Below are 22,315 nucleotides of genomic sequence, written 5' to 3'. Positions count from 1 at the left end.
CTCCCGGGTTAATTTTTGCGGCCCCCAACAGCGGGGGCTGCATTTTTCTTTTACAAGCCCTGCAATCCATATCTTTTCATCTTCCGCACTAGTGTAGGCTGACTAACACCGAGCAGCCTGGCGGCTTCCCGAGTATTTTTGCATTTCTTAAAAGCGTCATTGATCATTTGCTTTTCTATTTTAACCACCGCCTCTTTCATATCCAATGGCGAAAAATGTTCGTCTGCCGGCGTCTGGCCCTGCTGGGGACTGACGATATAGTCTGGAAGATCAGGCAGCGTAATGAACTTACTGTCGGACATAACGTATAAATTTTCAATTAAATTCTCCAACTCCCTGATATTGCCCCGCCAGGGGTGGGCTGCAAGCCGGTGAATTGCTTCTATGGAAAGCTGTTTATCTGAGCCATATCTCGCATTGAATCTTTGCAGGTAATTGTTAATCAGGGCGGGAATATCCTCTTTGCGTTCCCGCAGGGGAGGAATTTCTATTTCAATCACCTTCAAACGATAATACAAATCCTCCCTAAATTCCTTTTGATTTACCATCTCTTCGAGATTCTTGTTGCTCGCTGAAATCACGCGCACGTCAACAAATTTACTGTTGACCCCTCCGATCGGGCGAAGCTCGCCTGTCTCCAATACCTGCAGCAATTTGGGCTGCAGAATTAAAGGAAGGTCGCCTATTTCATCAAGAAAGATGGTGCCCTCATGGGCGATTTCAAACAATCCGGTTTTCCCCTGGTCCTTTGCGCCCGTAAAAGCGCCTTTTTCATAGCCGAAAAACTCGGCCTCCATTAAATTTTCCGGGATAGAGGCGCAATTGATATGTATAAAGGGCTTGGCCGATCTCAAGCCCGCATTGTGGATCATCTCGGCAAAAACCCCCTTGCCAACCCCTGACTCGCCTTTAATAAGCACAGTGGAATCAACTCTGGATACCCTCATTGCCAATTGAATAAGATCATGCATTTTTTTACTTTTGGCGACAATTTGCCGCATGTTTAACTGCTGCAGCCTGAGTTCTGCAAGCTCTGAATAATATTGCTCTGACAGGCGGTGGGCGGCTTCATACTTTTCCCGAAGAAAATTTAGTTCAGAAATATCGCGAATATTAATTACAATCAGAACAACCTCTCCATCTTCATCCAGCAAGGGGGTCCCGGTAATTATTACCTGTTTGCTGCCTATTTCCTGGACAATGGTTGTCACCTCTTTGGATTGCAGCACCCTTTTGGCTACTGAACTTTTGATGTACCCACCACTGATTAATTCATCCAGGGTTTTGTCAAACACGTCATCTTGCTTCAGGCCGGTGATCTGGAAATATGCCTCATTTACATAAAGCGCTCTGCCGGAGCTGTCAGTAACATAAATCCCGTCATAGGAGGTGTTAAGGATTTGCTTGCATTTTTGAGTAATCATATTTTTTTTTGCACTCAACCTGTAAAGCTATTTTGCAGGCTCATGGATAAGGTTTATTAATGAGGTAACGACAATCATCATTATGCAAAAAACAAGCCAGGATGCTGTATATGAGCCAAAGTAATCCACACAATATCCGAAAATCGGAGGCCCGATCAAATGTCCGATAAAAGCAATCGTCAGACTTATTCCCAGCGCCCGCCCCTCTCTGCCCCGACCCGCCAACTCGACAACAAGCACAATGTAAACAGCGTTCCAGCCAATTGCGCAGGCCCCGAAAATAAGAACCAAGACTCCAATGATCCACAGGGGCATATGCGAACCCAGCAGGGCAAAGCTAAAACACATTACCGATGATATGGCGCCGATGATAATTAGCACGATTTTGCGTCGGGCGCGCAGCAAAATATCGCTTACCGGTCCCCACCCCACCCGGCCTATAACTGCCCCTATTTGGGTGGCCGCTAGCATCAAACCGGAGGTAATAAGTGTTAAATTCAATACATCGATGCAGTATAATACGAGGTAGGTTTCAAGTGCGGATTGAAGCATTAAAAAGCCAATCATGAGAACACTAAGAAGCATAATATCCCTGTTCTTCATAATTGCAGGAAGGCGGGAGACAGCTAGTGAGGCCGGAAAATAGTTTTGCTTTTCATACACGGGTTTTCGATAAAACAAAAAACTTAGAACAACGGAGACAATCGACACCAAGCCGCTTATGACCAATGCATTCCGCCATCCCAGATTGACCGAAAGCGCCGGCAAGAGAAAGGCTGCAGAAGCCCCGCCAATAGGTACCCCGGTTTGCTTGAAACCCATGGCAATGGCTCTTCGCTTAAGGGGGAACCACGCCATTACAACTTTTGCAGTAGCCGGGTTAATCGCCGCATGGCCGATACCCGCTAAAAAAAGCATTATGCAGATCTGGATAAAGGAATCGGCAAAACTTATTGAAAAAATAAAAGTGCCAACAATAAGCTGGCCAAGGGGCATTGTCCAATACACGCCTATTTTATCGACCAGCCATCCCATGGGAAAAGAAAAGCAAAAAGCCCCGGCAAAATACACGGAAGTAAACATTCCAATCTGGGTATGGGAAAGCTCTAACTCGCTTTGTATTAAAGGCGATAACGGAACGATACTTCGTCCGGAAAAGATGTTCATGGCATGCATGCCAGTGATCAGCGCCAGCACAACCCATGTATAGTTAAGGTGACTTTTTGATTTTGGCTCGTTCAATTTTCGGGGTTACTGGCCCTTTTTTGACTCCAGAAACATGCACGCACGAAGATCATCGGATTTTTTCTCGCGAACACTTAACACGGAGACCGGACAATGGCGGAACACCTTCTCAGCTGTTGTTCCGAACAAAACTGTTGAAAGATTTGTTTTGCCCTTGGGGCCTATAACCACAATATCCACATCCTCGTCTTTTACAATCCAGATAAGCTGCTCAAAGGGGACGCCAACCCTGTAGATCTTTCTTGCGGAAATATGACCCATCCCCAGTTGTTCAACCATTGCGTCCAATTGCCTGGATCTTTCCTCCTTTATTTTTTCCAAATAATTATCAGCAGTTACAGCTTGAAAAAAATTCTTGTAATCATGTTCCAACTGCTCGGCCAACTTAATAGTTTCAATGTTTTCTGGATTTATAATATTGGTAACAAGCAGCTCAGCTTGCAATCCTGCTGCCAGCAATTCAGCTGTTTCCAGAACCGAGCACGTATAATCCGAAAGATCAATGGCCGCCATTATCTTTTTTATTTTTTTCATTTTCCTTCCTTTCCGCTAAATTTTTCTTGAAATCAACTCCGGGTTTGCGGAGCGGATAAGATGCGGGTGACAGCACGCACATCATTCAAATCTTCAAGGTTCATGCACATTGAGGAAAGCTCATCGATCTCCGTACCGCTGAAAACCCCAGCCGCATTTCCAGCGCAAGCTTTCAGCTTGTTTGCCATATCCTGCATAGTCATGGGATTTTCAGGAGAGCCGTAAGCAATTTCTATTTTTTTGGTATAATTTTGCCCGTTTTTGGTGGCTATGTTAACTATAGTGGGGCTAACCCCCAATTGCGAAAGGGAATCGTCTGGCACGGCATTTATCCTGCGGGATAAATCCAGGACCTTTTCATCGTAAATAGCCTCTGGCTTGAAAGCTTCGATGCCGACCGAACCATAGACCAGAGCCCAGGCCACGGTCCAGGGGGTACTGAACTGAGCATCAACAACATTTTTCGGATTCTGCTTCTCGCTCAAAGGCGTAAATACCGCAACCATTCCTTCCCGGCTCATATTCACATTGATCTCTTTAATGTCTTCCGGTTTAATATCAAACTCAGACCGCAACTGCAGGGCCGCGTCAATGGACAAATGATTTTCGCGGCAGCAGGGATAAGGCTTGTAGCTCAAATTTGCCACCTCGTATGTTTCCCCAAGCCCGTCAACAAGTTTTTGAGGCTCGTAATCGCCGCGATGATAAACATTAAAAAACCCATGCTTGCCTGACAGGCTGTTGCGCGGACCCGTCAATCCCTTTGCCGCCATTTGGACGGCTGTGATGCCGTTTCTAACGGAAAAACCCGGGCCCAGCCGCTTGGCCAATGTACCATCAATCAATCCCTGCAGATTGCCGCTTGCCTGATGGTATGCCAACCCGTAGGCGTTTATCATTTCCTCTGCATCCAGGGCCAGCAACTTACCTGCAACAGCTGTTGCGTTAAAATTTCCGTGCAATGTGGTATAGTGCCATCCGCGTTCAAACATTGAAACGGTATTGGCCAGACATAACCTGGAGGCAATCTCAACCCCAAGGGCCACGGCGGTTATAAATTTTTTCCCGTCAACATTTCCGGTTTGTTCTGCAACGGCCAGTGCCGTCGGAACGGAAGTCACCCCCACATGAATCACCGCCCGGTCATGCGTATCGTCAAAGTCCAGTGCATGAACCATGGTAGCATTCAGCTGAGCTGCAGCCGCACAGGACAAACCGGCTCCGAAAACCCAGACAGAACTTTCTTGTTTACCCCCCTGATCCACAAAAAACTGCTTGAGCTGACTTATGCCCTCGGCGCTGCTGCCACCAATACCCACTGAGATAGTATCCAGTATCAGCTTTTTGGTGGCATCCACCACTTCAGCTGGCAAATCACTATAGTTAATTTCTTGAAATCTTTCTGAAATAGTTTGAATCGCATCCATTTGCTAAAACCCTTTGGGTCCGAGATTTACATTAATTGAGCCGATACCGCTCCGTGGCAGGTTTATCCCAACATCTCGCCAATTATATCCATGCGTTTAACCGAATCGAATTCTGCGACCATTTTGATAAGCTTTTCGACTTGGGCCTCATCTAATTGTTTTACGCCAAAAGGTACGGCATTTCTTAATTTTTCAGATATGTTATCAATCGACATTGGGTTATCCGGCGATCCATAAGGGGTATCCACTCTTTTAGTATAAGTTTCACCTCCCTGCGTTTTCACCGTCACAATGCAGGGTTCAATTCCGGCCACTGATAAATCCTTGTCCGTAACAGTATTGACTTTATTACTCAATGACAGGACTTTTTTATCTTTTGTGGCTTCATCCGAAAAATTGCCGATGCTCAGCTTGCCGTAAGCAAATACCACAGCAACCGCCCAGGGTATACTGAACTGGGTATCAACAGCATTCCGTGGATTTTTCTTGATCTCCGGCGGTTCAGCCAGAAGCCCGGTAGCACTCTGGCCGATATGAATAGTAATGGAATCTATAGCAGATGGTAAAAATTGATGGGTATCCATCAAATGCAGAGCGGCATCGATAGCAGGGTGATTATATCGGCAGCAGGGATAAGGCTTGATGCTGACATTGACACCTTCAAATCTCTTTCCCAGTGCGTCCGTAAGATTTTCGGCATTAAAAAAACCACGGTGATATTGATGGTACAGCCCTCTTTTGCCGGTTAGCACATTGCGGGCGCCCGTTATCCCCTTTTTTGCCATTAATGCTGAAAGAATTCCGTTGCGGACTGAAAAACCCGGTCCGCATCGCTTTGTCAATGCCCCGTCATCAACACACTGCAAATTTCCAGCTGCCTGGTGGTAGGCAATACCAAATGCATGCACAAGTTTATCGTGATCCAGATTAAGAAGTTTGCCGGCCACAGCCGTTGCACCCAGGCTTCCATGCAATGGCGTGTAATGCCATCCGCCTGCAAAATAATCGCTCGTGCAGGCCAGGCAAAGCCTGGAGGTGAGATCCACGCCTAATGCCACCGCGGTTATAATCTCCTTACCGCTGACATTTCCAAGACTTTCACCCAATGCAAACGCTGGTGGGACGGTGACGGCACCGGGATGAAGAACAGCTCTGTCATGTGTGTCGTCAAAATCCCTTGAATGTACCATTGTGGCATTGATTTGAGCGGCGGCAACACTCGGCAGCCTGTTGCCGAAGACCCATAAAGTGCTTTCCTGCTTCCCCCCCCAATCAGTGAAAATATCGAAGAGTTCTTTAACCGATTCTGCCGAACTTCCCGCAATTCCAGCGGCAATGGCGTCCATAAGCTGTCGTTTGGTTGCTAAAACCGCCTCTTGTGGAATATCATCATACCTTGTCTTCACTATATTATCAGAGAATTTAAAAATTGGGTCCATATCTTCCCCCCCTTATAAGCTTTTCATTGTTTACAGATAACCCTGTTTTTGCATAATCAAGAAATTGCCTCCACGGGTTTGGCCGGAATAAGCAGGGTAATCACCACTCCTGCAACAGCGATAAACGCCAAAAATAACATACTCTCGGACAAAGAAAACTTATCCGATATAATCCCCATAATATATGGCGCCAGCGAACTGATGCAGATGGAAAATGTAAATATAATGCCAAAAGCCATCCCCATGACATCAGGAGGCAGTAAATCTCTTGCAAACGCGTTGATAATGCCGGAAAAGGAGTTGATAAAAAAACCGAATACCACAAGCAACGGAATCAATATCGGTTTAAATCCGATATACATACTCACAAGGCAGACAACCAGCATTGAAAAAACAAAAATCAGGCTCTTTCTCCTGCCGACTGAATCCGACAACATTCCCATCAAATAATTGCTAAACAACCCCATCACGGGCAGAATAATCGTTAATGACACTGCTGTTGCAACTTCCAAGTTGTATGCTTCTTTTAGATAAGTCGGCACCCATACATACGCCCCTTTAAATAAAAACATGACCATGGCATAAATGAGTAGAAGGTGAGGAATGCTCCTAATTACTTTAAAAAAACCGAAAGGGGCAGCTTCCTGGGTTGCTTCGGAATAAGCGTCCTGAAATTGCTCATCTTTTCCCTCCAAATCCCGCCATGCGAATAAAACAAAATAAAGAAGCAATAAAAACCCGATGCCAGCCATACAAATTACCGCAAATTTCCAACCCAATGCCTTGCTAAACACGCTGACAATCAGATAAGCAAAAAGGATCCCCATTGCTCCGCCGGAGGCGTGCAGGCCCAAAGATCTGCCTCTTAATTTGGCTGTAAAGGTATTGGAAAGTATCGCCGTCCCGGAAGGATGATATAGTCCGCCGCCAAAACCAGCCAATGCGAATATCAGCAGTAGCTGCCAATAAATGTCTAAAAACACGATCATGAGAAAAGAAAGCGAAGAGATAAGCAGAAAAAGCAGTATAAAAATTCGCTTCCCCCACTTATCTGACAAATATCCTGAAGGGTAATTCATAAGACCGTAAATCAGTATATAGACCAGGCCCAGTTCTCCCGCCTGGGTATGAGTGAGGCTGTATGCCGCAATCAAAAATGGCATCAGGGGGCCGATAGCCTCCCAGAACATGTGATTAACACCATGGCATGCTGTGGTGAGAAGCAGTATTTTATTGCTTTTATCCATTTGAAATCAGCTCATTTAAATCAGAGGGCAGCCGAAGCCAGAAAAGTGAACCGGCAATACTTGCAAAAAGATGACGGCCAGAAAACAAATCTGTTTGCCAATTCATTTTCCGGTCGTCATCCCATTGCCGGGTCTTTCTAAAATATAGGTTATAAATGGCAGCTAAAGCGCATCGCGAACAATTTCAGCAATATTTTTTACTTCAATCTTGTCTTCGCATCTCAGCGCCTTAACCGCGTCTTCAAACATGGCCATACAAAACGGGCAGGCAACTGCCAGAATCTCGGCGCCTGTTTCAAGTGCTTGTGCCACCCTGCGCTCCGATATCCGCTCGCCTGCGGGAATATCGATAAAGGCCCCGCCACCGCCGCCGCCGCAACACTCTGAATCTTCACGAATTTTACTCATTTCAACCAAATTCAGGCCGGGTATAGCCTTAAGAACATTTCTAGGCGCATCAAACATCTTATTATATCTGCCCAAAAAGCAGGGATCATGATATACGACTTTTTTGTTGAAATTTTGCCCCAACTTCAGCTTGTTGTCCTGAATCATCTCATTAAGAAACTCAGTAAAGTGAAGCACATTAAAATCACCCCCAAGTTTGGGATATTCGTTTTTCATAACGTGGTAATCATGCGGGGAGACCGTTACGACAGCCTTGAATTTGGCTTTTTGAATCGATTTTATATTTAATTCCGCAAGTTCCTCAAAAAGCGCCTCCTCGCCAGTGGACAAGGCGTACTCACCTGCATCAGCCTCAACGTTGCCAAGTGTGCCGAAATCAATCTTTATATTCCGAAAAATATCGACCAGGGCTCTTGCGGTTTCCTGATCGCGCGGGTTATAGCATTGCTCGCTTCCCACAAAGAACAAAATGTCCTGCTGACCGGCCTGAATATCGGGGACATTGAGCCCCTCGGCCCAATCTGATCTTCTCTTTTTGGGTTTGCCGTATGGATTTTTGGTTTTAAAAAGCCGCTCATTCAGGTCCCGGATCTGGGCGGTACAAGTTTTCCTTTCTCATCGATGATTTTGTTACGCAGATATAGAATCTGATCAAGAATGGGAATGTCCTGCGGACAATTTTCAACGCAATGCCGGCAGGCGGTACACTCCCAGATACCCTCTTTTTTGCTTGTCTCAAGAGAGTTTTTATCTACCCGCGTATCAAGCTCCGTTCTAAACAGCTGAACCATAAACTCAGGACCGCTATATGTGTATGAACCGCCTGTAGGGTGTAAAACCGGACATGAAGATAGGCAGACGCCGCACTCCATGCAGGTGATGGCTTTCCACATTTTGTTTTGAACCTCGTAGCTCAATTCCGATCCAATTTTGGTTCCGGGGACTTTATATAACTCGGCCTGCTTCTTATTCTCCTTTTCTCTATCAACAATTAAATCTTTCAATACCTTTAAATCCGGTACAGGTTCTATAACCATTCCATCTTGAACTTCGGTCTTACAGGCCAGAACCGATTTTTTGCCGTTGATGTAAACAGCGCACGACCCGCATTCCCATTCCTCGCAATTATACCGGTATGAAATGTTATGGCCGTGATCGTTGAGGGCTTTCAAGGCCCCGAGTATTCTCATCCCCGGCAGCTTGGACAGCGAGTATTGCTCAAGCCCGCCTTCCGCATCTTTCTCCGGATCATACCGGTATATTTTGATATTTATATTTTCTGACATCGTTGACTCCTTTTCTACGTGAACTAGGCTCGAACCACAGAATCGTTTTTAATATAAAGGTTTACAATGATCTTCAGACTTCACAAAAAACCCTCGCGCCGGGTTCATGTTCTTCGCCTGGTACTGGAAATTTGACCAAGTCAATCTTTTCAGTGGGCCAAATCGTTACCACAACGGGAGAGGTTTCCAGCTTCATTTCGCCGTTTTCCATCTTGACGATCACATTTTTATCCCATTGTTTTCGATCTACATGCGGGTAATCGTTCCTAAACAACGCCGCGCGGCTTTCCGTGCGGTACATGGAGGCTCTGGTCATGATCTCGCCCACCACCATTCTGGAGCGAACTTCCATAGCTGTTGTCCATGCGTCATTTAAATATAAAGATTTGCCGGGAATAGACACATTCTTAAACTGCTCTGCAACCTCAGCGGTAACTTCCAGACATCTGCTCAAGCCTTTTCCGCTCCGTTCAATATGCATTTCTTCCCACATGACATCATGCAGTTTTTTTGAAAGTTCGTAGGGACTTACATCCGAATCTCTTCCCAGAGGGTTACGAATAGCTGCTACTTCTTCTTCCAGCTGAGTTTTAACGATCTCTGGCCGTTTAACATTTTTGGCATATTCAGCCCCATGTTCCCCTGATATTTTGCCAAACACCATTAAATCCGCCAAAGAATTGGTGCCCAGCCTGTTTCCGCCGTGCACACCCCCGGCTGCCTCGCCGGCCGCGTAAAGGCCGGTTACGGTGGTTCTGGCGTTTTCATCAATTTTTACGCCGCCATTTTGATAATGATGCTCGGGGAATATTTCTATAGCCTGCTTTCTGACGTCTATCTCGGCAACTTGGCCAGTTGCCATGAATGCCGCCAGTTTTCTTTCGATATGTTCAGGCGGCAAATGGGTGATCGACAGCCAAACGCCTCCATGCTCAGTGCCTCGCCCTTCATTGACCTCCTTATATATGCACCGCGAAACATAGTCCCGACAAGCCAGTTCCAACCTCTCGGGGTCATACTTCCACATGAATCTTTCCATGTTCTTATTTAACAACTGGCCCCCATCTGCTCTAACCCCCTCGCTGATAACCCGTCCAATGACAGCCGGCGGCCATTTCCATCCAGTGGGATGAATCTGAAAAAATTCCATATCCACCAGTTCCGCGCCTGCCTCATAGGCCAGACGCAAACCGTCGCCGCATTTTCCCTTTGTGGCAAAGGTTATCGGCCACAACCGGCCGGAACCCCCGTTTGCCAGAATCACCACCGGGCACTCATATGCGACAATTTTTCCGGTTTGCAGCTGAACTCCAACAGCCCCTGAAATTTCTCCATCATTTACCAAGAGCTGATTAATGTAAGTTTCATCTGCCACCTCAATCAATTCGTGTTCCCAGCATTTGCGCTTTAAAGCCCAGATCATTTCACGGCCGGTAACATCGCCGCTGATACAACTGCGGGGGGCGGAATGCCCGCCAAATTTACGCAAATAAATACTACCGTCCTTATCCCTGTCAAACGCGGCCCCCCATTCCTCTAATTCAAGTAGCCGTTCTCTGGCCTGTTTGGCCATAATTTCAACAAGCTTTTGATTGTTGATTCCGCCTCCACCTCGAACCGTATCTTCAAAATGGAGTTTCCAATCATCTCCCGGCCCTTGCATGCCGGCATATCCGCCTTTTGCCACAGGAGTACAGCCACTGTGGCCAAACAAATCCTTGGCTGCGATAACAACCCGGGCGCCTTTTTCAGCAGCAGCGATCGCCGCTCGCATTCCAGCACCGCCTGCTCCCATCACAAGAACATCGGTTTGCTTTATCGGTACATTAAGATCTTGCATTTTTTTCCTCTCCATAATCTATAAATTGTATTTTTCATCATAGGCTTTTGGTTGTATTTCTAGTAAAGCTTCGTATACTCAAAATCTTCAGGAATGCCTAATTTTTCATAGACTTTTTTGCGATTTTCATCGATAACACTATCCAGCCTGTCAAAATGATTGCGGCCGGTCGTATCGATATCCACCAAAAAAGGGCCCAGGTCCTTTAATTCCAAAATCCATGCAGCTTCAATACTACCGAGTTCATCAAACAAATAAACATCCTTTACCGTTATTCGATCCAGAAAAGCCTGCACGGGCACACCTATAGGCGTGGCATGAATACAACCCAGTTCTTTCATTGCTCTGGCGGTATTTTCCCCCATGGTGGTCTTGCCGACAATAGCTTTTAGTCCGAATTTGCGGATGGATTTCTCCCCCCACTTTTCAAACCGGATGCTTGAGGTCGGCATAAACGAAACCAGCTTCCACTTACCGTTTTCATCAATGACTACGGGACCAACATGAATCAGCAAATTTTTATCTTCGGTGGAAAATGGCAGTTCATGGCCTTCATCGAAGATATATCGCTGAAGTTTGGAGCGACAGGTCCAGGCTGTGCCGGAAAAATAAATGATGTCCCCAAGTCTTAAAGATTTTATGTCTTCGTCCTTCAAAGGGACTTGCAGATGGTATTCAGTCATATTTATCTCCCATTAAACCAATTCGGATCATCCAATTTTTCAATGCTTCCATCGGAATTTATCCTGGTGGTAGCCCTCCTGGCAATCCAGCAATTCGCACTAATGCCCACTGCAATACCGGCTATGTGAGTTAAGGAATACTCTACATTTACAGCGAATACGGACTTATTCCCGCCGGAGCCCATTGCGCCAATACCAAGAGAGTTTATGCCTTCGTACAATTCGTTTTCCAGATCCGCAATCATGGGCTCAGGATGCCTTGAGCCAATCAATCGAAGGGTTGCGGCTTTTTTGGCCAGATGCATGCACACATCTCCGGTCCCGCCTATACCCACCCCCAACACAGAAGGCGGACAAATTGCGCCGGCTCTGGCGGCGGCAATGTACCAGTCAACCACGGCTTTTTTAATGCCGACCAAGCCATCGGCAAAAGCGACAATCCGTAGACGGCTTCCGCCGAAACATTCGGATCCGCCGCCTTTTGCCACATAGGTAATCTGAAACGAGTCTCCTGGAATAAATTTATAAGAAAAATTGGGCATATTCATGCCCACGTTCCCCCCCGGATCCTCACCGGTAAGGGGGTGCTTCATAGTTTTTCTCAAATACCCGTCCTGAGTGGCTTTTATCACCATTTGACGCGCCGTTTCCTCCATAGCAGGAAGCCCTCCCTCAATTTGGGCATCATTTCCCATTTTAATAAAAAACAGGGGCCATCCGGTATCAGGGCATGCCAAACTGTCTCGCGCACGGCACTTTTTCAGGCTGTCTAAGGTTGCATCAAATCCCTTTTTTGAAATTTCAGATGTCTCAATTTTTATCGCATCCTCAAAAGCCCCCTCTACATCCGGCGAAATAGAGCAGGACCCTCTTCTTATTGTGTCATAAATGCTATTCTCTAACGTTTTCTGCGATATCATCACCCTTCCCCTTTAAACATATGGCATAACTTTTGCCTTTAATTCCGCCTTTTTCCTGATGGCATCGGCTTTGGCAAGAAGATCTTTTCCCATCTTATGCATGGCATAATCGATCATTTTCCCATCCAATACGGCAGTTCCCCTGCCTCCTGCAGCAGCTTCCTCATATGCTTCCACGACTTTCCTGCCGTATTCAACGTCTTCTTCAGATGGCGAAAAAACCTTATTTACCGGCCCGACATGCCTGGGGTGCGTCAAAAGCTTTCCCTTAAATCCCATCAATTTTGCTCGACTTGTTTCCTGCTCCAAACCTTCAACATCAATAAGCAGACCGAAATAAGGGGTGTCGATCGGCAAAACGCCAAGGGTTGTGGCGACAATTGAAATTACTGATCTTGGATAAGACAATATCGGAAAATACTCATCCGGGGTCAGCTTGGCGATTGTAAAGCCTTCGCCCAAAGACGACATGTAATCCCCAGCTCCGAACGCCAGCCCTGCCACCCGTTTACTGGCGCTGCCAATTTCATGGGCATTTAAAATACCTTTCGGGGATTCAATAAGGGGAAGAATCGCGACCTCACGGGATATTCCTTTTTCCTTTTCTACCTTGGTCAAATAATCATCCAGTTTTCGAATATCTTCAGCGGACTCGGATTTTGGGAGCATTATTCCGTCCAGCCCCTCGGTCACAACAATGGCCAAGTCTTCTTCGGTGACCCCGGTTTCCAGTGAATTGACCCGTACCAGGACATCCACGCCGTATTTTTTAAGCGTCGGAACGATATCCCGGGCAAAAATCCTCCCTGTTTCACGCTCTCCTACCGGACATGCGTCTTCAAGATCTATAACCACTCCATCTTCCTGTTCAACGGCGGCCTTATTAAGCATTCTCCAACTATTGGCAGGAATAAAGAGCAAACTCCTCCATATTCTTTCGTTTGACATTTTTTTACTCCTGTGGATTTAGTATTTTCTGTAAGGTCGCCCCAATGTCTTCAGGGGCCTCAACCACATATGCGCCGCATTCCTGGAGGGCTTTGACCTTGCCCTCCGCAGTGCCTTTGCCGCCTTCGATTATAGCGCTTGCATGCGAAAATCGCATGCCTGCGGGAAGCCCTCTACCCGCTATATAGCCGATAAAAGGCTTGGTGAACTTTTTCTCTTTTATCACCTCGGCAGCCTCTTCCTCCATTACGCCGCCGATTTCACCATAATAAACAAGTGCATCGGTGCCCTCGTCAGCTTCAAACAGCGGCAGCACTTCAGGCAGGGTTGTGCCCATGACCTGCTCGGTTCCGATATGAAGCGCAGTGCTGATCCCAAAACCGGCACTACAGACATTGAAGGCAAGAGTACTGGTCTGGCCGCCGCTTCGGGAGATCACACCCACGCGCCCCGGAACAAAAGCCACCCGCGCCAGCTCTTCCGGCGAACCGAAAACGCCTAAAGAGCCATGGCCGGGAGAAACCAGCCCCGCTGAACCCGGCCCCAGCAGCCTTATCCCCGCTTTGCTGCACATAGCCACACATTCAAGCGCATCGTGCAAAGGCACCCTCTCGACTTCCATCAAAATGGTCTCAAATTTAAACTCAACTGCTTCAACCACGGCTTGCTTGGCACCCGGTCCCGGAACCAGAATAACAGTTGAGGATATGGGACCATGGGCATCCCATGCCTCTTGGACCGAGTTATATACGGGAATATCCCAAACTTTGCTCCCGCCGCGTCCGGGAGTTACACCAGCAACCAGGTTTGTACCGGTATCAAGCATATTTCGCGCTATAAACTGCCCGAACCGTCCGGTAATCCCCTGGATCATCACTTTTGTATTTTTCTCTATGATGATAGGCAACTTCTTATCCTCCTAAAAATAATTAATTAAGATCCATTTTTTCCCGATACTTCCCTAACCCCGGAAAATGCACTTTTATTTCAATGGCCCGGTTTCCTGTAATGTGATCGGCATACTCCCACGAAAGCGATTCATTGGATCGTTTTTTTGCTTCTTCCGGAGAGACAGCAAGCACCGGCCGGTTGTCCTCAATCTTGAGTATATTTCGATCATATAGCCGGTCTGCCTTGACGCAGGCAAACCCGCAATCGGGGTTCGAAGTATTTTTCAAAGCGGGCTCGCATTTAGTGTAATCAATAGTTACCGTCGTAGTTAGCGTTTCGAATACAAGTTTTTCATCTGACATAACTTCATCCTTATTTAGTGCCTGGTTTTTGACTGGAGATACTCTTTGATCAAAATCTCCGCCCTTTCGCCGATATAATTTGACTTGTAAATATAATCCCGCCCGTATAATTCAAAGCGGATATCCATATCCTTCAGCCCGTCGCTGATGATCTTGTGCGATTCGACCTCTTTGTTTCCCGCCAAAAGTATGACCACTGGAAAACCGGGCTTGTTTGCCAACTCTTCCCGTAAAGCCTTAACAATCGCAAATGCGTGATACCATTGCTCCTGATTGGCCAGGACTGCGCCGGTCATAACATATGCTGAGATTGGCTGCGCGAATATCGCCTTGATTACTTTATATATTTTACTTGCAGGTGGATCACCGCTGGTATCGGCAAAATTGGCGATTTTCATACCCCGCCTGAGAAGAGCGGCCGCCCCCAGCATTGAACCGCCGCCGCCTATACCGTGGAAACCAACATAAATTTCGTCTTTTTTAAAATCGGTTATTAACTGGGTTATATAACCTGTACCCCGGTAGTCTCCTTCCTCGATATAGTCCCATGCAAGCCGTTCAAGTTCAGTTGGCTCTCTGTCGAGATCGCGGGGCACTATTATTCCAAATTCGGGATGTCTGAACACAGAGTTATCATCCAAATTCATATGGCAGTCTGCGGCGTATACGTCGCCTTCCCGGGTCAGCACAAACGGATTCATTTCGATATTGCGGCAGTCATAATCACGAAACGCCTTATACAGGGAGCATACGGCATTACTGAGTTTCTGGTGGGGATCATCCACCCCCATTTTATCAAGCGTTGAAGAAACCTGAGAAAGCGAGAGGCCGTTTAATATATCAATCGGCACACGCACGACCCTTTCCGGGTTTTTGGCGGCTACCTCCTCAATGCCTGTGCCTCCCTGGGTGCTGAAGATCAACACCGGGCCTTTTATCTTTTGGGAGTTATCCACAACTACTGCCGCATAAAACTCCTTTTCAATGTTTAACTTTTCTTCCACGAGAACCTTTTTAACGCTCAACCCCTTAATTTTACTAGCAAAAATCTTTTCCGCACCTTGCTTTGCCGCCTCCGGTGTGTCTGCAAACTCAATGCCTCCGGCTTCGGCTCTTCCGGTTACAAATACCTGAGCCTTAACCACCACTGGGCGACCAATTTTTTTTGCTATTTTTTCAACCTCCTCAGGCGTTGAGCCAACCCCATGAGCAGGTATTGCGACACCGGATTTCTCCAGAGCCTCTTTCCCCTGATATTCGTAAACTCTAGACATTATTTCCTCCGCTTTTATTTATTCCTAGATACCATCCTGGATTTCATTTCCGCATCACTGCCCATCTCAAGTTTCTTTAACCGTTGATAATATGAATGGGCTGTATATAAGGCCGCCATTGGATTATGCCCGGTAACCCGGTCCTTAACCGCCATTACTGTGGTAAACCCTTTAATATACTTAAGAAAAAGACTGTCATGCCCGACGCACAATCCAAGCATTACCGTTAAGTCAAGGTTGGCGCTGTTTAACAATTCAGCCTGCCCTATGGGATTGCACATTGGCTCATACTCGCCTATACGAATTTTCTGGTCTTCTAGTATTCCTATTTTTTCCTTTGGCACACTGCCCACTTTGCAGGAGACTGCAACAACATCCAACCCATGCTTTTCCAGAATTTCGGATAAAATCGAGGCTTCATAGGTAACCCCGCCGCAAAATGCAATCCCTATCCTGCGATATTTCATTTTATTGGCAAATTCTATTATTTCTTCGACCCGGGTTTTCTGGGGCCGCATTGTATAAGGCCCTGGTTTCCGGTCTGCATAGCATTCGCCTTCCTGGACAGATGCCTGACGGGCAAATTCCATTATTTCCTCGTCATTCTCATAATGCTCTATTGCCCTTTTCAGAATTTCTTTTTGCTTGATGGTCGGACAAGTCGAAGGTCCTTTTCCATCCGGCACCCGGCAAATTTTGCGGATAATAGGGCAGTAAGCGCAATTATGTTTCTCCGATAGAGGCTTTAGATCGCTCATCGATATATCCTTAGTATATTAAAAAATTGTTAGCCTAATCGACAACCAGGTGGCAAGTGCCACTGACGATATTTACGCCCGGCATCCAGGTGGTTTATGCTAAAATCCTTTTATGCCTTTTCCAACCGGCTGAAGACCTCGTCATCCTTGATGACCTCAGGGCCAGGAAAAGATTTTTTGCTGTGAGTAATGCCGAGTTCCAGGAAAACTTCACAGAGCTTATACATGATCAGACCGGGATTAAGCACGGTCACCGGAAGGTTTTCCTTTAAAAAACTATAGGACTGATGCATGGTAGTGGATCCTAAAATGATGACATCAGCGCCGTCTTCTTCTATTGCCTTGGTGGACTCATCCAAAAGTTTATTGAATATGACTTCTTCTTTTCCTTCCAAAAGCTCCTTGACATCCGGACGGGTTTTAATGGAACGCATGGAGGCAAGCTTATTCCAGAGGCCGTATTCATTCAGGGCCTTTCTGTAAAAATGAAACCACTCATCCCACATAGTGATGATGGAAAATTTATGCCCTAAAATACCTGCAATATGAAAAGTAGCCTGCCCCGGCCCCAAAACCGGGATATTTAACCGGGAGCGCAGGCCGTACATTCCGGAATCGCTGACCGTATCAATACAAACTGCATCGAAGCCTTCTTCTTCGGCTTTTAAACCCGCCTCAAAGATAAACATATCCATTAGTTGTGCGTCATAATAACTGTCCCCATAAGCACAGCTGTTTTTAACCGGCACAAAATCAACGGAAAATTCCGGACGGATGAATTCATCAGGCAATTGCGCCCTGCGATTGGCAACGCCTTCTTCATCAAACGGAAAAGGTACAATAATTTTTATTTTTTTCATCTCCTGCCTCCTCTTGAAATTAGAATATTTAAATCTCGCCTTTTATAATTTGAACGGCGGTCTTAATATTGTCGCGATCATCCCCAAGGCCTGCCGGATCACTAGACAAGGATTCCCCCAATGCCATTCTCACTAGATCGGTTAAAAAAATTGGCTCTAAATCGGCCTCAGCAACTTCTTCCCGCATCTGAAGCGCACAGAAAGGACACATAAAAACCAAGGCATCAGCATCGTAGCTTTTAGCGTCAGCAATGTTTTTTGCTTTGACTTCCGCACAGGCTTCGGTGCCTAAATGCGGTCCAATGGGAGATCCGCAGCAAATCGCATTTGTGCGGTCATATTTTCTCGGCACCCGGTTTACCCCGCACAAATCGAAGAGTTCATCCAGATGGGCATCCATCCAGGGCGCATAGCGGCTTGAGCATGGCTGCTGATATGCCACATGCCTGTTAAGAGGCACGATTTCTTCCTTGTGGGCGATCAGGTAGTCTTTTAAATACTCAACATAGTGTTTCACCCTAAACGGTACGGAAATTCCATATTCAAGGGCCTTGGTGGTATAGGCCGCATAGCAGTCATCGTGAAACATGACGATCTCGTCAAAGCCGGTTGCTGCAAGAGCCTCTATTTTGTTGCCGAGTTTTTCGCGCATCGGCTGCTCTGTACCCACGTGAATAGCCCCCAACGCGCTTTCATAATCGCCGCCTTTTAAAAAGGTGCAATTTTCAAACAACCGGCCCTCAAAAACGCCGGGGATAACGTCTAACACGCAGATATTTATGGCCGGGAATCCGGGTTCGCCCGATACAACCTCACTAGGCTGCGCATCAATTGTATCAACAAGCGTTCTGTAAGAATCTGTTGTCTTATACAGCCCGCTTTGTTCCTGTCGCATCAATATCAGGTCAAAGGGGTTTGCGCCTTTGGCGCAATAGGTATTACATGCAGCGCAAGTTACGCATTGAGTTAGTATCTCAGTATGTTGGCCGGAGATCAGCTTTCTGATCTGTTCGGCTCCAGCCGTCCTGTCATATTGGGTATAAAGACAGAATTCCAGGCACTCTCCGCAACAATCACATTTTGCTAAGTTAAATGACATATCTGGCAATCTCCGGTTCCGGGATATCCCAATTTAATCTGCTTATTTGTGCCATCTTTCCATGTGAGTTCTATGATGGTCGGAAATAAGTCCGTCCACTTGGTATTTATCATACCATTCAGTCTCTATATGATGGATCTGAATCCAGATAGGCATGGCAATGGGGTCATAATTAAGGGGAAACCTGCCATAGGTTTCATAAATATAATTACAGTAATCCTTTGTAATCTCGATGGTCTGTTCAGATACGGTTTCATAGCCGGGAAGGATCTGCTCCTTGTCTTTAAAAGGTTGCGGCCCCTCAAAGTTATAAGCGTATAGCCCGCAAGACCCGAATTTTTCAGTGTGAAAGGTTTCGACCGCTTCGCTGATGCTCATAAATGGGGGACAATAGGTTTCATAATAATCCTTGAGACCCACGCAGTATGCATTTCCCTTTCTGTCCTTGCCGAAGTGGAAATTTAGTCCCTTGGTCAGATCAGTGCCCCCCAGCATTATGGTACCTTGATAGCCGGCCATGGGAATGGAGCCCAGCCCAATGGCCTCTGCAACCAACTGAATATTTTGAATCTGGAGAAAAGACGGGCCAATGCTGGCATTATAAGTCAGGTACTCTATACTGCTTACAGGCACCTGGGGCCCATTTAACACCCCTTTGTCGATCCATTTGCCGACGCCGGCGGGTTCTCCCGTCAAATCATCGATCATTTGATATCCTTCCCCCTGAAAGCAGCCGAACAGGAGATTGATATACTCAGCCGTAAGATCCACTATCGGCATAAAAATAGTTGTCCCCGGCTTGTTCGAATTCCACCGCATATGAGTGAGCAATCCTTCTTCCGCTCCCAAACGACCTTCCTGAACCTTAAACGAGTTAGATTTATAATCGTCTACTATCTTATCCCAGTCGTCTTCGGTATCTATCTCCACGACCTTTCTTGCTTCTTTGGGATCATAAAGATAGACGCCGTCATCATTGGTGAAAAAGAGTTTTGCCGTGGGATAACTGCAGGGCAGGGCCGTTGCTCGCCCCACCCAGGAGCAGAATGTATTCCCCATACCTGGGGTCTGGAGATCGCTGGCAATAACACCGGTCACCCCCGCACCGGCCCAGCATAGCACAGCAGTCTCAATTTCATTGAGGGAAGTAGGCGGATTTTTGGACTTGTGCTGCGTTGTTCCAACGTCAAGACTGCAACCTACCGGAAAGCGGCGGGTTCGGCGCCTGGCAATCGCATCAAGAAGAGGATACTGAAAAAGCGATCCAACCTCTTTTCTATCTTTCAAGCTCATGAAGTCCTCCCTATAAAGAAGCTTTTTCTGACTCAACCTGCCTGTTAAAAACAAATTTTGGGCGAAACAATATGATCAGGGCCGGCATTACAACCAGTGCACAAATAGCTGACAGCCCCATCCACACAGCAATTAACACGGCCATTTCTGCCTGAAATTTTAGAGAGGAGAAAAAGAACCAAAGAGCCGTGCAAAGCACGAGGGGCACGGAGGAATTTAAGACCCCGCTGCCGGCGGAACGCAGGCCATAGTATACCGCCTCTATCTTATCGCCCTTGTACTCGAAATATTCTATAATGGCGTCTACCACATAAATCGCGTAATTTACCCCTAGCCCTATGCCTATGGCAGCCACTGGCAGGGTGTTTACATTCAATCCGATATTATTTAGCGACATGTAATTGAAAGTTAAAATATTGGTAATCAGCACCGGAATCATAAAGAAAAACCCCGCGGTACTGGAACGATAGGTAAAAGTGCAGGTTAAAAGCACAACCAGAAGTGCAAAAGCAATGCTTTCAACTTGTCCGGCAAAAATGACTTCATTAACAGCGGCCAGTAGCCCGATCTTTCCGCCAGCCAGAAGATATTCAACATCTTTTATGGCTTTTTGACTTATGAAATTTTTGATGCGTGAAATCGCTGTGCGAATGGTTTCGCCGGTATGATCCTGAAAATATATCGTAACGGCGGCTGTCTCATAATCAAAATCTAAGTACCGATTGAGATCGCTCCGATCTCCGCCAGCAAGGTAATTATAAATCAATTCGCCGTTTATAACCGTACTGTCTCCCATTGACTGAAAGCGCGGATTATCCATGTGCAGAAGTCTTTTTACAGCCGGCAACAGGTCTGTAATGGCAATGGTGCCCCCGATGCTGGACTGCAGTTCCACATGGTCCTGGAACTCGGAAATATTTGCAAGAACATCCGGCTCAATGACGGCGTTTTCCCCCTCCCCTTTTACAACCACAAACATGGTGTCGGTCCCGAGAAATTCTTCGTTTATTTTCTCGACCGACTGGTTGTACTCCGAATACGGCCATAATAACGACGAGCCTGGATCAGCATCGCCTATGGTGATCTTACTCGCATAGTATAGGCCGCCGGTGCATATCAAAATAACTATGATCAAAATAGGCCACCTGCCTAGTCCGATTACCTGCTGGCCCAGTTTCCGAAGCAGGGCTAAATATATTTTGTTGAAATTGTATTTTATTAAATAACGACCGGGATCCCGTACAAGCGTCAACAGCAGAGGGGTCATAATAACACCGGTAACCACCACGCAGGTTACCCAAACGGCTCCGAGGATCGCTGTTTTTTGAAGCAAGGGAATGGGCGCAAGCGCCACGACCATGATACCCCCGGCGTCTGTCAAAACGCTTAACACGCCGGGACGAAACAAGGTGCCCAGAGCGACTTCTGCGGCCACTTTGCTGATATCCTTTGTATCGCCTGCCAGAATGCGCGCTTCAGCCACTTCTTCAAACCGGGTGATGGATTGCACCGAGTGTGAAATGACCCGGGCGGTGATAAGAAACGTGATGACAATTCCCAGGGGATCTAGCGACAGACCGCATAGATAGCCTATGCCAAGGGCCCAAATAGCGCTGACAGCCGCGTTGATAAGCGGGATAACAGCCCCGCGCAGGGTTCTTAAAAAAAACACGGTCAAAATTATGCACATGAGAAGGAGGCTTCCGAAAAAAATAATTATGGTCTGCGGAAGATATCCATTGATAAGGCCCCTTAAAATAGGCTCACCGACTGCGGAAATAGAGACTTTCTCGTTGTCCACCCCATCAATAAGCTTATTGATATCTTTATATATAGCCTTATAATTCACCAGCCGATCGATAAAATCCACCGTGACCAGGGCGGATTTCAAGTCCCGTGAGACATAGGATCCATAAATAAGCGGATTTTCAATAACCCCCTGGCGCAAATTATCCAGCCCTTCCTGGGTTTCCGGTATATCAGGCCACATCAAAGGCTTGCTCTCAATTCCGTACGAGGTCCCTTCTGTATGCTTCAGCTTTTTCGAGGCAAGGGAGATAATCTGGTATTCATTGACTGCCGTAACAGTGCGCAATTCGCGCTGCAGATTCTGAATGACCTCCAGAACATCGAACTGAAAAATATCACCCTCTTCGACATGAACCCGAATAGAAACCTTATTCGGACCGCCGAACTGCTCAGCGTACTGCTCGTTTGTCTCAACGTAGGGGTGGTTACTCGGCACCAGATCCGCAAAAATGGTCTTGATATCGATCTGCACCGCATTATAAAGGAAGAAAGCTGTGAGCACGGAAAGAAAAATGAGCACTCGCGTTCTTTTGTATATGCAAAATTCGACTAATTTTTGTTTAAAATC

Annotated in this window: 20 protein-coding genes; all 20 read right to left on the bottom strand. The window is 46.6% G+C overall.

Annotated elements, in window-relative coordinates; genetic code table 11:
* Window positions 1-50 precede the first annotated feature (50 nt).
* The 20 genes from U5L07_12685 to U5L07_12590 all read right to left on the bottom strand — a co-directional run bounded on the left by U5L07_12685 (window position 51) and on the right by U5L07_12590 (window position 22,267).
* On the bottom strand, window positions 51-1,442 hold the full coding sequence (locus U5L07_12685; GenBank protein MDZ7832602.1) for a sigma 54-interacting transcriptional regulator: 1,392 nt from the start codon (window positions 1,440-1,442) through the stop codon (window positions 51-53).
* Between the two features lie 9 nt (window positions 1,443-1,451).
* Entirely contained in the window at window positions 1,452-2,666 is a 1,215-nt protein-coding gene (locus tag U5L07_12680; GenBank protein MDZ7832601.1) for an MFS transporter, read from the bottom strand.
* A gap of 9 nt (window positions 2,667-2,675) precedes the next feature.
* On the bottom strand, window positions 2,676-3,203 hold the full coding sequence (locus U5L07_12675) for a universal stress protein (GenBank protein MDZ7832600.1): 528 nt from the start codon (window positions 3,201-3,203) through the stop codon (window positions 2,676-2,678).
* A gap of 32 nt (window positions 3,204-3,235) precedes the next feature.
* On the bottom strand, window positions 3,236-4,630 hold the full coding sequence (locus tag U5L07_12670) for an MmgE/PrpD family protein (GenBank protein ID MDZ7832599.1): 1,395 nt from the start codon (window positions 4,628-4,630) through the stop codon (window positions 3,236-3,238).
* Between the two features lie 62 nt (window positions 4,631-4,692).
* Window positions 4,693-6,069 carry an MmgE/PrpD family protein gene (locus U5L07_12665; GenBank protein MDZ7832598.1) on the bottom strand — a complete coding sequence of 459 codons (1,377 nt, stop codon included), beginning with the start codon at window positions 6,067-6,069 and terminating at the stop codon, window positions 4,693-4,695.
* Between the two features lie 56 nt (window positions 6,070-6,125).
* Window positions 6,126-7,316 carry an MFS transporter gene (locus U5L07_12660; protein ID MDZ7832597.1) on the bottom strand — a complete coding sequence of 397 codons (1,191 nt, stop codon included), beginning with the start codon at window positions 7,314-7,316 and terminating at the stop codon, window positions 6,126-6,128.
* A 162-nt stretch (window positions 7,317-7,478) separates the two neighbouring features.
* Window positions 7,479-8,183 (bottom strand): (Fe-S)-binding protein, encoded by a 705-nt coding sequence (locus U5L07_12655; GenBank protein MDZ7832596.1) that lies wholly within the window; start codon window positions 8,181-8,183, stop codon window positions 7,479-7,481.
* A 119-nt stretch (window positions 8,184-8,302) separates the two neighbouring features.
* On the bottom strand, window positions 8,303-9,010 hold the full coding sequence (locus U5L07_12650; GenBank protein ID MDZ7832595.1) for a 2Fe-2S iron-sulfur cluster-binding protein: 708 nt from the start codon (window positions 9,008-9,010) through the stop codon (window positions 8,303-8,305).
* A 73-nt stretch (window positions 9,011-9,083) separates the two neighbouring features.
* Window positions 9,084-10,850, bottom strand: a complete 1,767-nt coding sequence (locus tag U5L07_12645) for an FAD-binding protein (protein MDZ7832594.1) — start codon at window positions 10,848-10,850, stop codon at window positions 9,084-9,086.
* A 59-nt stretch (window positions 10,851-10,909) separates the two neighbouring features.
* Window positions 10,910-11,533 carry a fumarate hydratase C-terminal domain-containing protein gene (locus tag U5L07_12640; protein ID MDZ7832593.1) on the bottom strand — a complete coding sequence of 208 codons (624 nt, stop codon included), beginning with the start codon at window positions 11,531-11,533 and terminating at the stop codon, window positions 10,910-10,912.
* A 2-nt stretch (window positions 11,534-11,535) separates the two neighbouring features.
* A complete protein-coding gene (locus U5L07_12635; protein MDZ7832592.1) occupies window positions 11,536-12,453 on the bottom strand; it encodes a fumarate hydratase in 918 nt (305 codons plus the stop codon).
* Between the two features lie 12 nt (window positions 12,454-12,465).
* On the bottom strand, window positions 12,466-13,401 hold the full coding sequence (locus tag U5L07_12630; GenBank protein MDZ7832591.1) for a CoA ester lyase: 936 nt from the start codon (window positions 13,399-13,401) through the stop codon (window positions 12,466-12,468).
* A 4-nt stretch (window positions 13,402-13,405) separates the two neighbouring features.
* Complete coding sequence (locus U5L07_12625) at window positions 13,406-14,308, bottom strand: succinate--CoA ligase subunit alpha (GenBank protein MDZ7832590.1); 903 nt, start codon at window positions 14,306-14,308, stop codon at window positions 13,406-13,408.
* Between the two features lie 22 nt (window positions 14,309-14,330).
* Window positions 14,331-14,654, bottom strand: a complete 324-nt coding sequence (locus U5L07_12620) for a hypothetical protein (GenBank protein ID MDZ7832589.1) — start codon at window positions 14,652-14,654, stop codon at window positions 14,331-14,333.
* A 14-nt stretch (window positions 14,655-14,668) separates the two neighbouring features.
* Window positions 14,669-15,928, bottom strand: coding sequence for an ATP-grasp domain-containing protein (locus U5L07_12615; protein MDZ7832588.1), 1,260 nt, complete (start codon window positions 15,926-15,928; stop codon window positions 14,669-14,671).
* A gap of 14 nt (window positions 15,929-15,942) precedes the next feature.
* Entirely contained in the window at window positions 15,943-16,686 is a 744-nt protein-coding gene (locus U5L07_12610; protein ID MDZ7832587.1) for a DUF1847 domain-containing protein, read from the bottom strand.
* A 110-nt stretch (window positions 16,687-16,796) separates the two neighbouring features.
* Window positions 16,797-17,546 (bottom strand): aspartate/glutamate racemase family protein, encoded by a 750-nt coding sequence (locus tag U5L07_12605; protein ID MDZ7832586.1) that lies wholly within the window; start codon window positions 17,544-17,546, stop codon window positions 16,797-16,799.
* A 28-nt stretch (window positions 17,547-17,574) separates the two neighbouring features.
* Window positions 17,575-18,645: a (Fe-S)-binding protein gene (locus U5L07_12600; GenBank protein MDZ7832585.1), complete on the bottom strand. Its 1,071-nt coding sequence runs from the start codon at window positions 18,643-18,645 to the stop codon at window positions 17,575-17,577.
* A gap of 42 nt (window positions 18,646-18,687) precedes the next feature.
* Window positions 18,688-19,938 carry a hypothetical protein gene (locus tag U5L07_12595; protein ID MDZ7832584.1) on the bottom strand — a complete coding sequence of 417 codons (1,251 nt, stop codon included), beginning with the start codon at window positions 19,936-19,938 and terminating at the stop codon, window positions 18,688-18,690.
* A gap of 10 nt (window positions 19,939-19,948) precedes the next feature.
* Complete coding sequence (locus U5L07_12590) at window positions 19,949-22,267, bottom strand: efflux RND transporter permease subunit (GenBank protein ID MDZ7832583.1); 2,319 nt, start codon at window positions 22,265-22,267, stop codon at window positions 19,949-19,951.
* Window positions 22,268-22,315: the final 48 nt, after the last annotated feature.

Source organism: Desulfobacterales bacterium (assembly GCA_034520365.1).
In the GTDB taxonomy this organism is placed as follows: Bacteria; Desulfobacterota; Desulfobacteria; order Desulfobacterales; family Desulfosalsimonadaceae; genus M55B175.
Note: the sequence above shows the minus strand (reverse complement) of the source record. Positions and strands in the feature narration are given on the sequence as shown.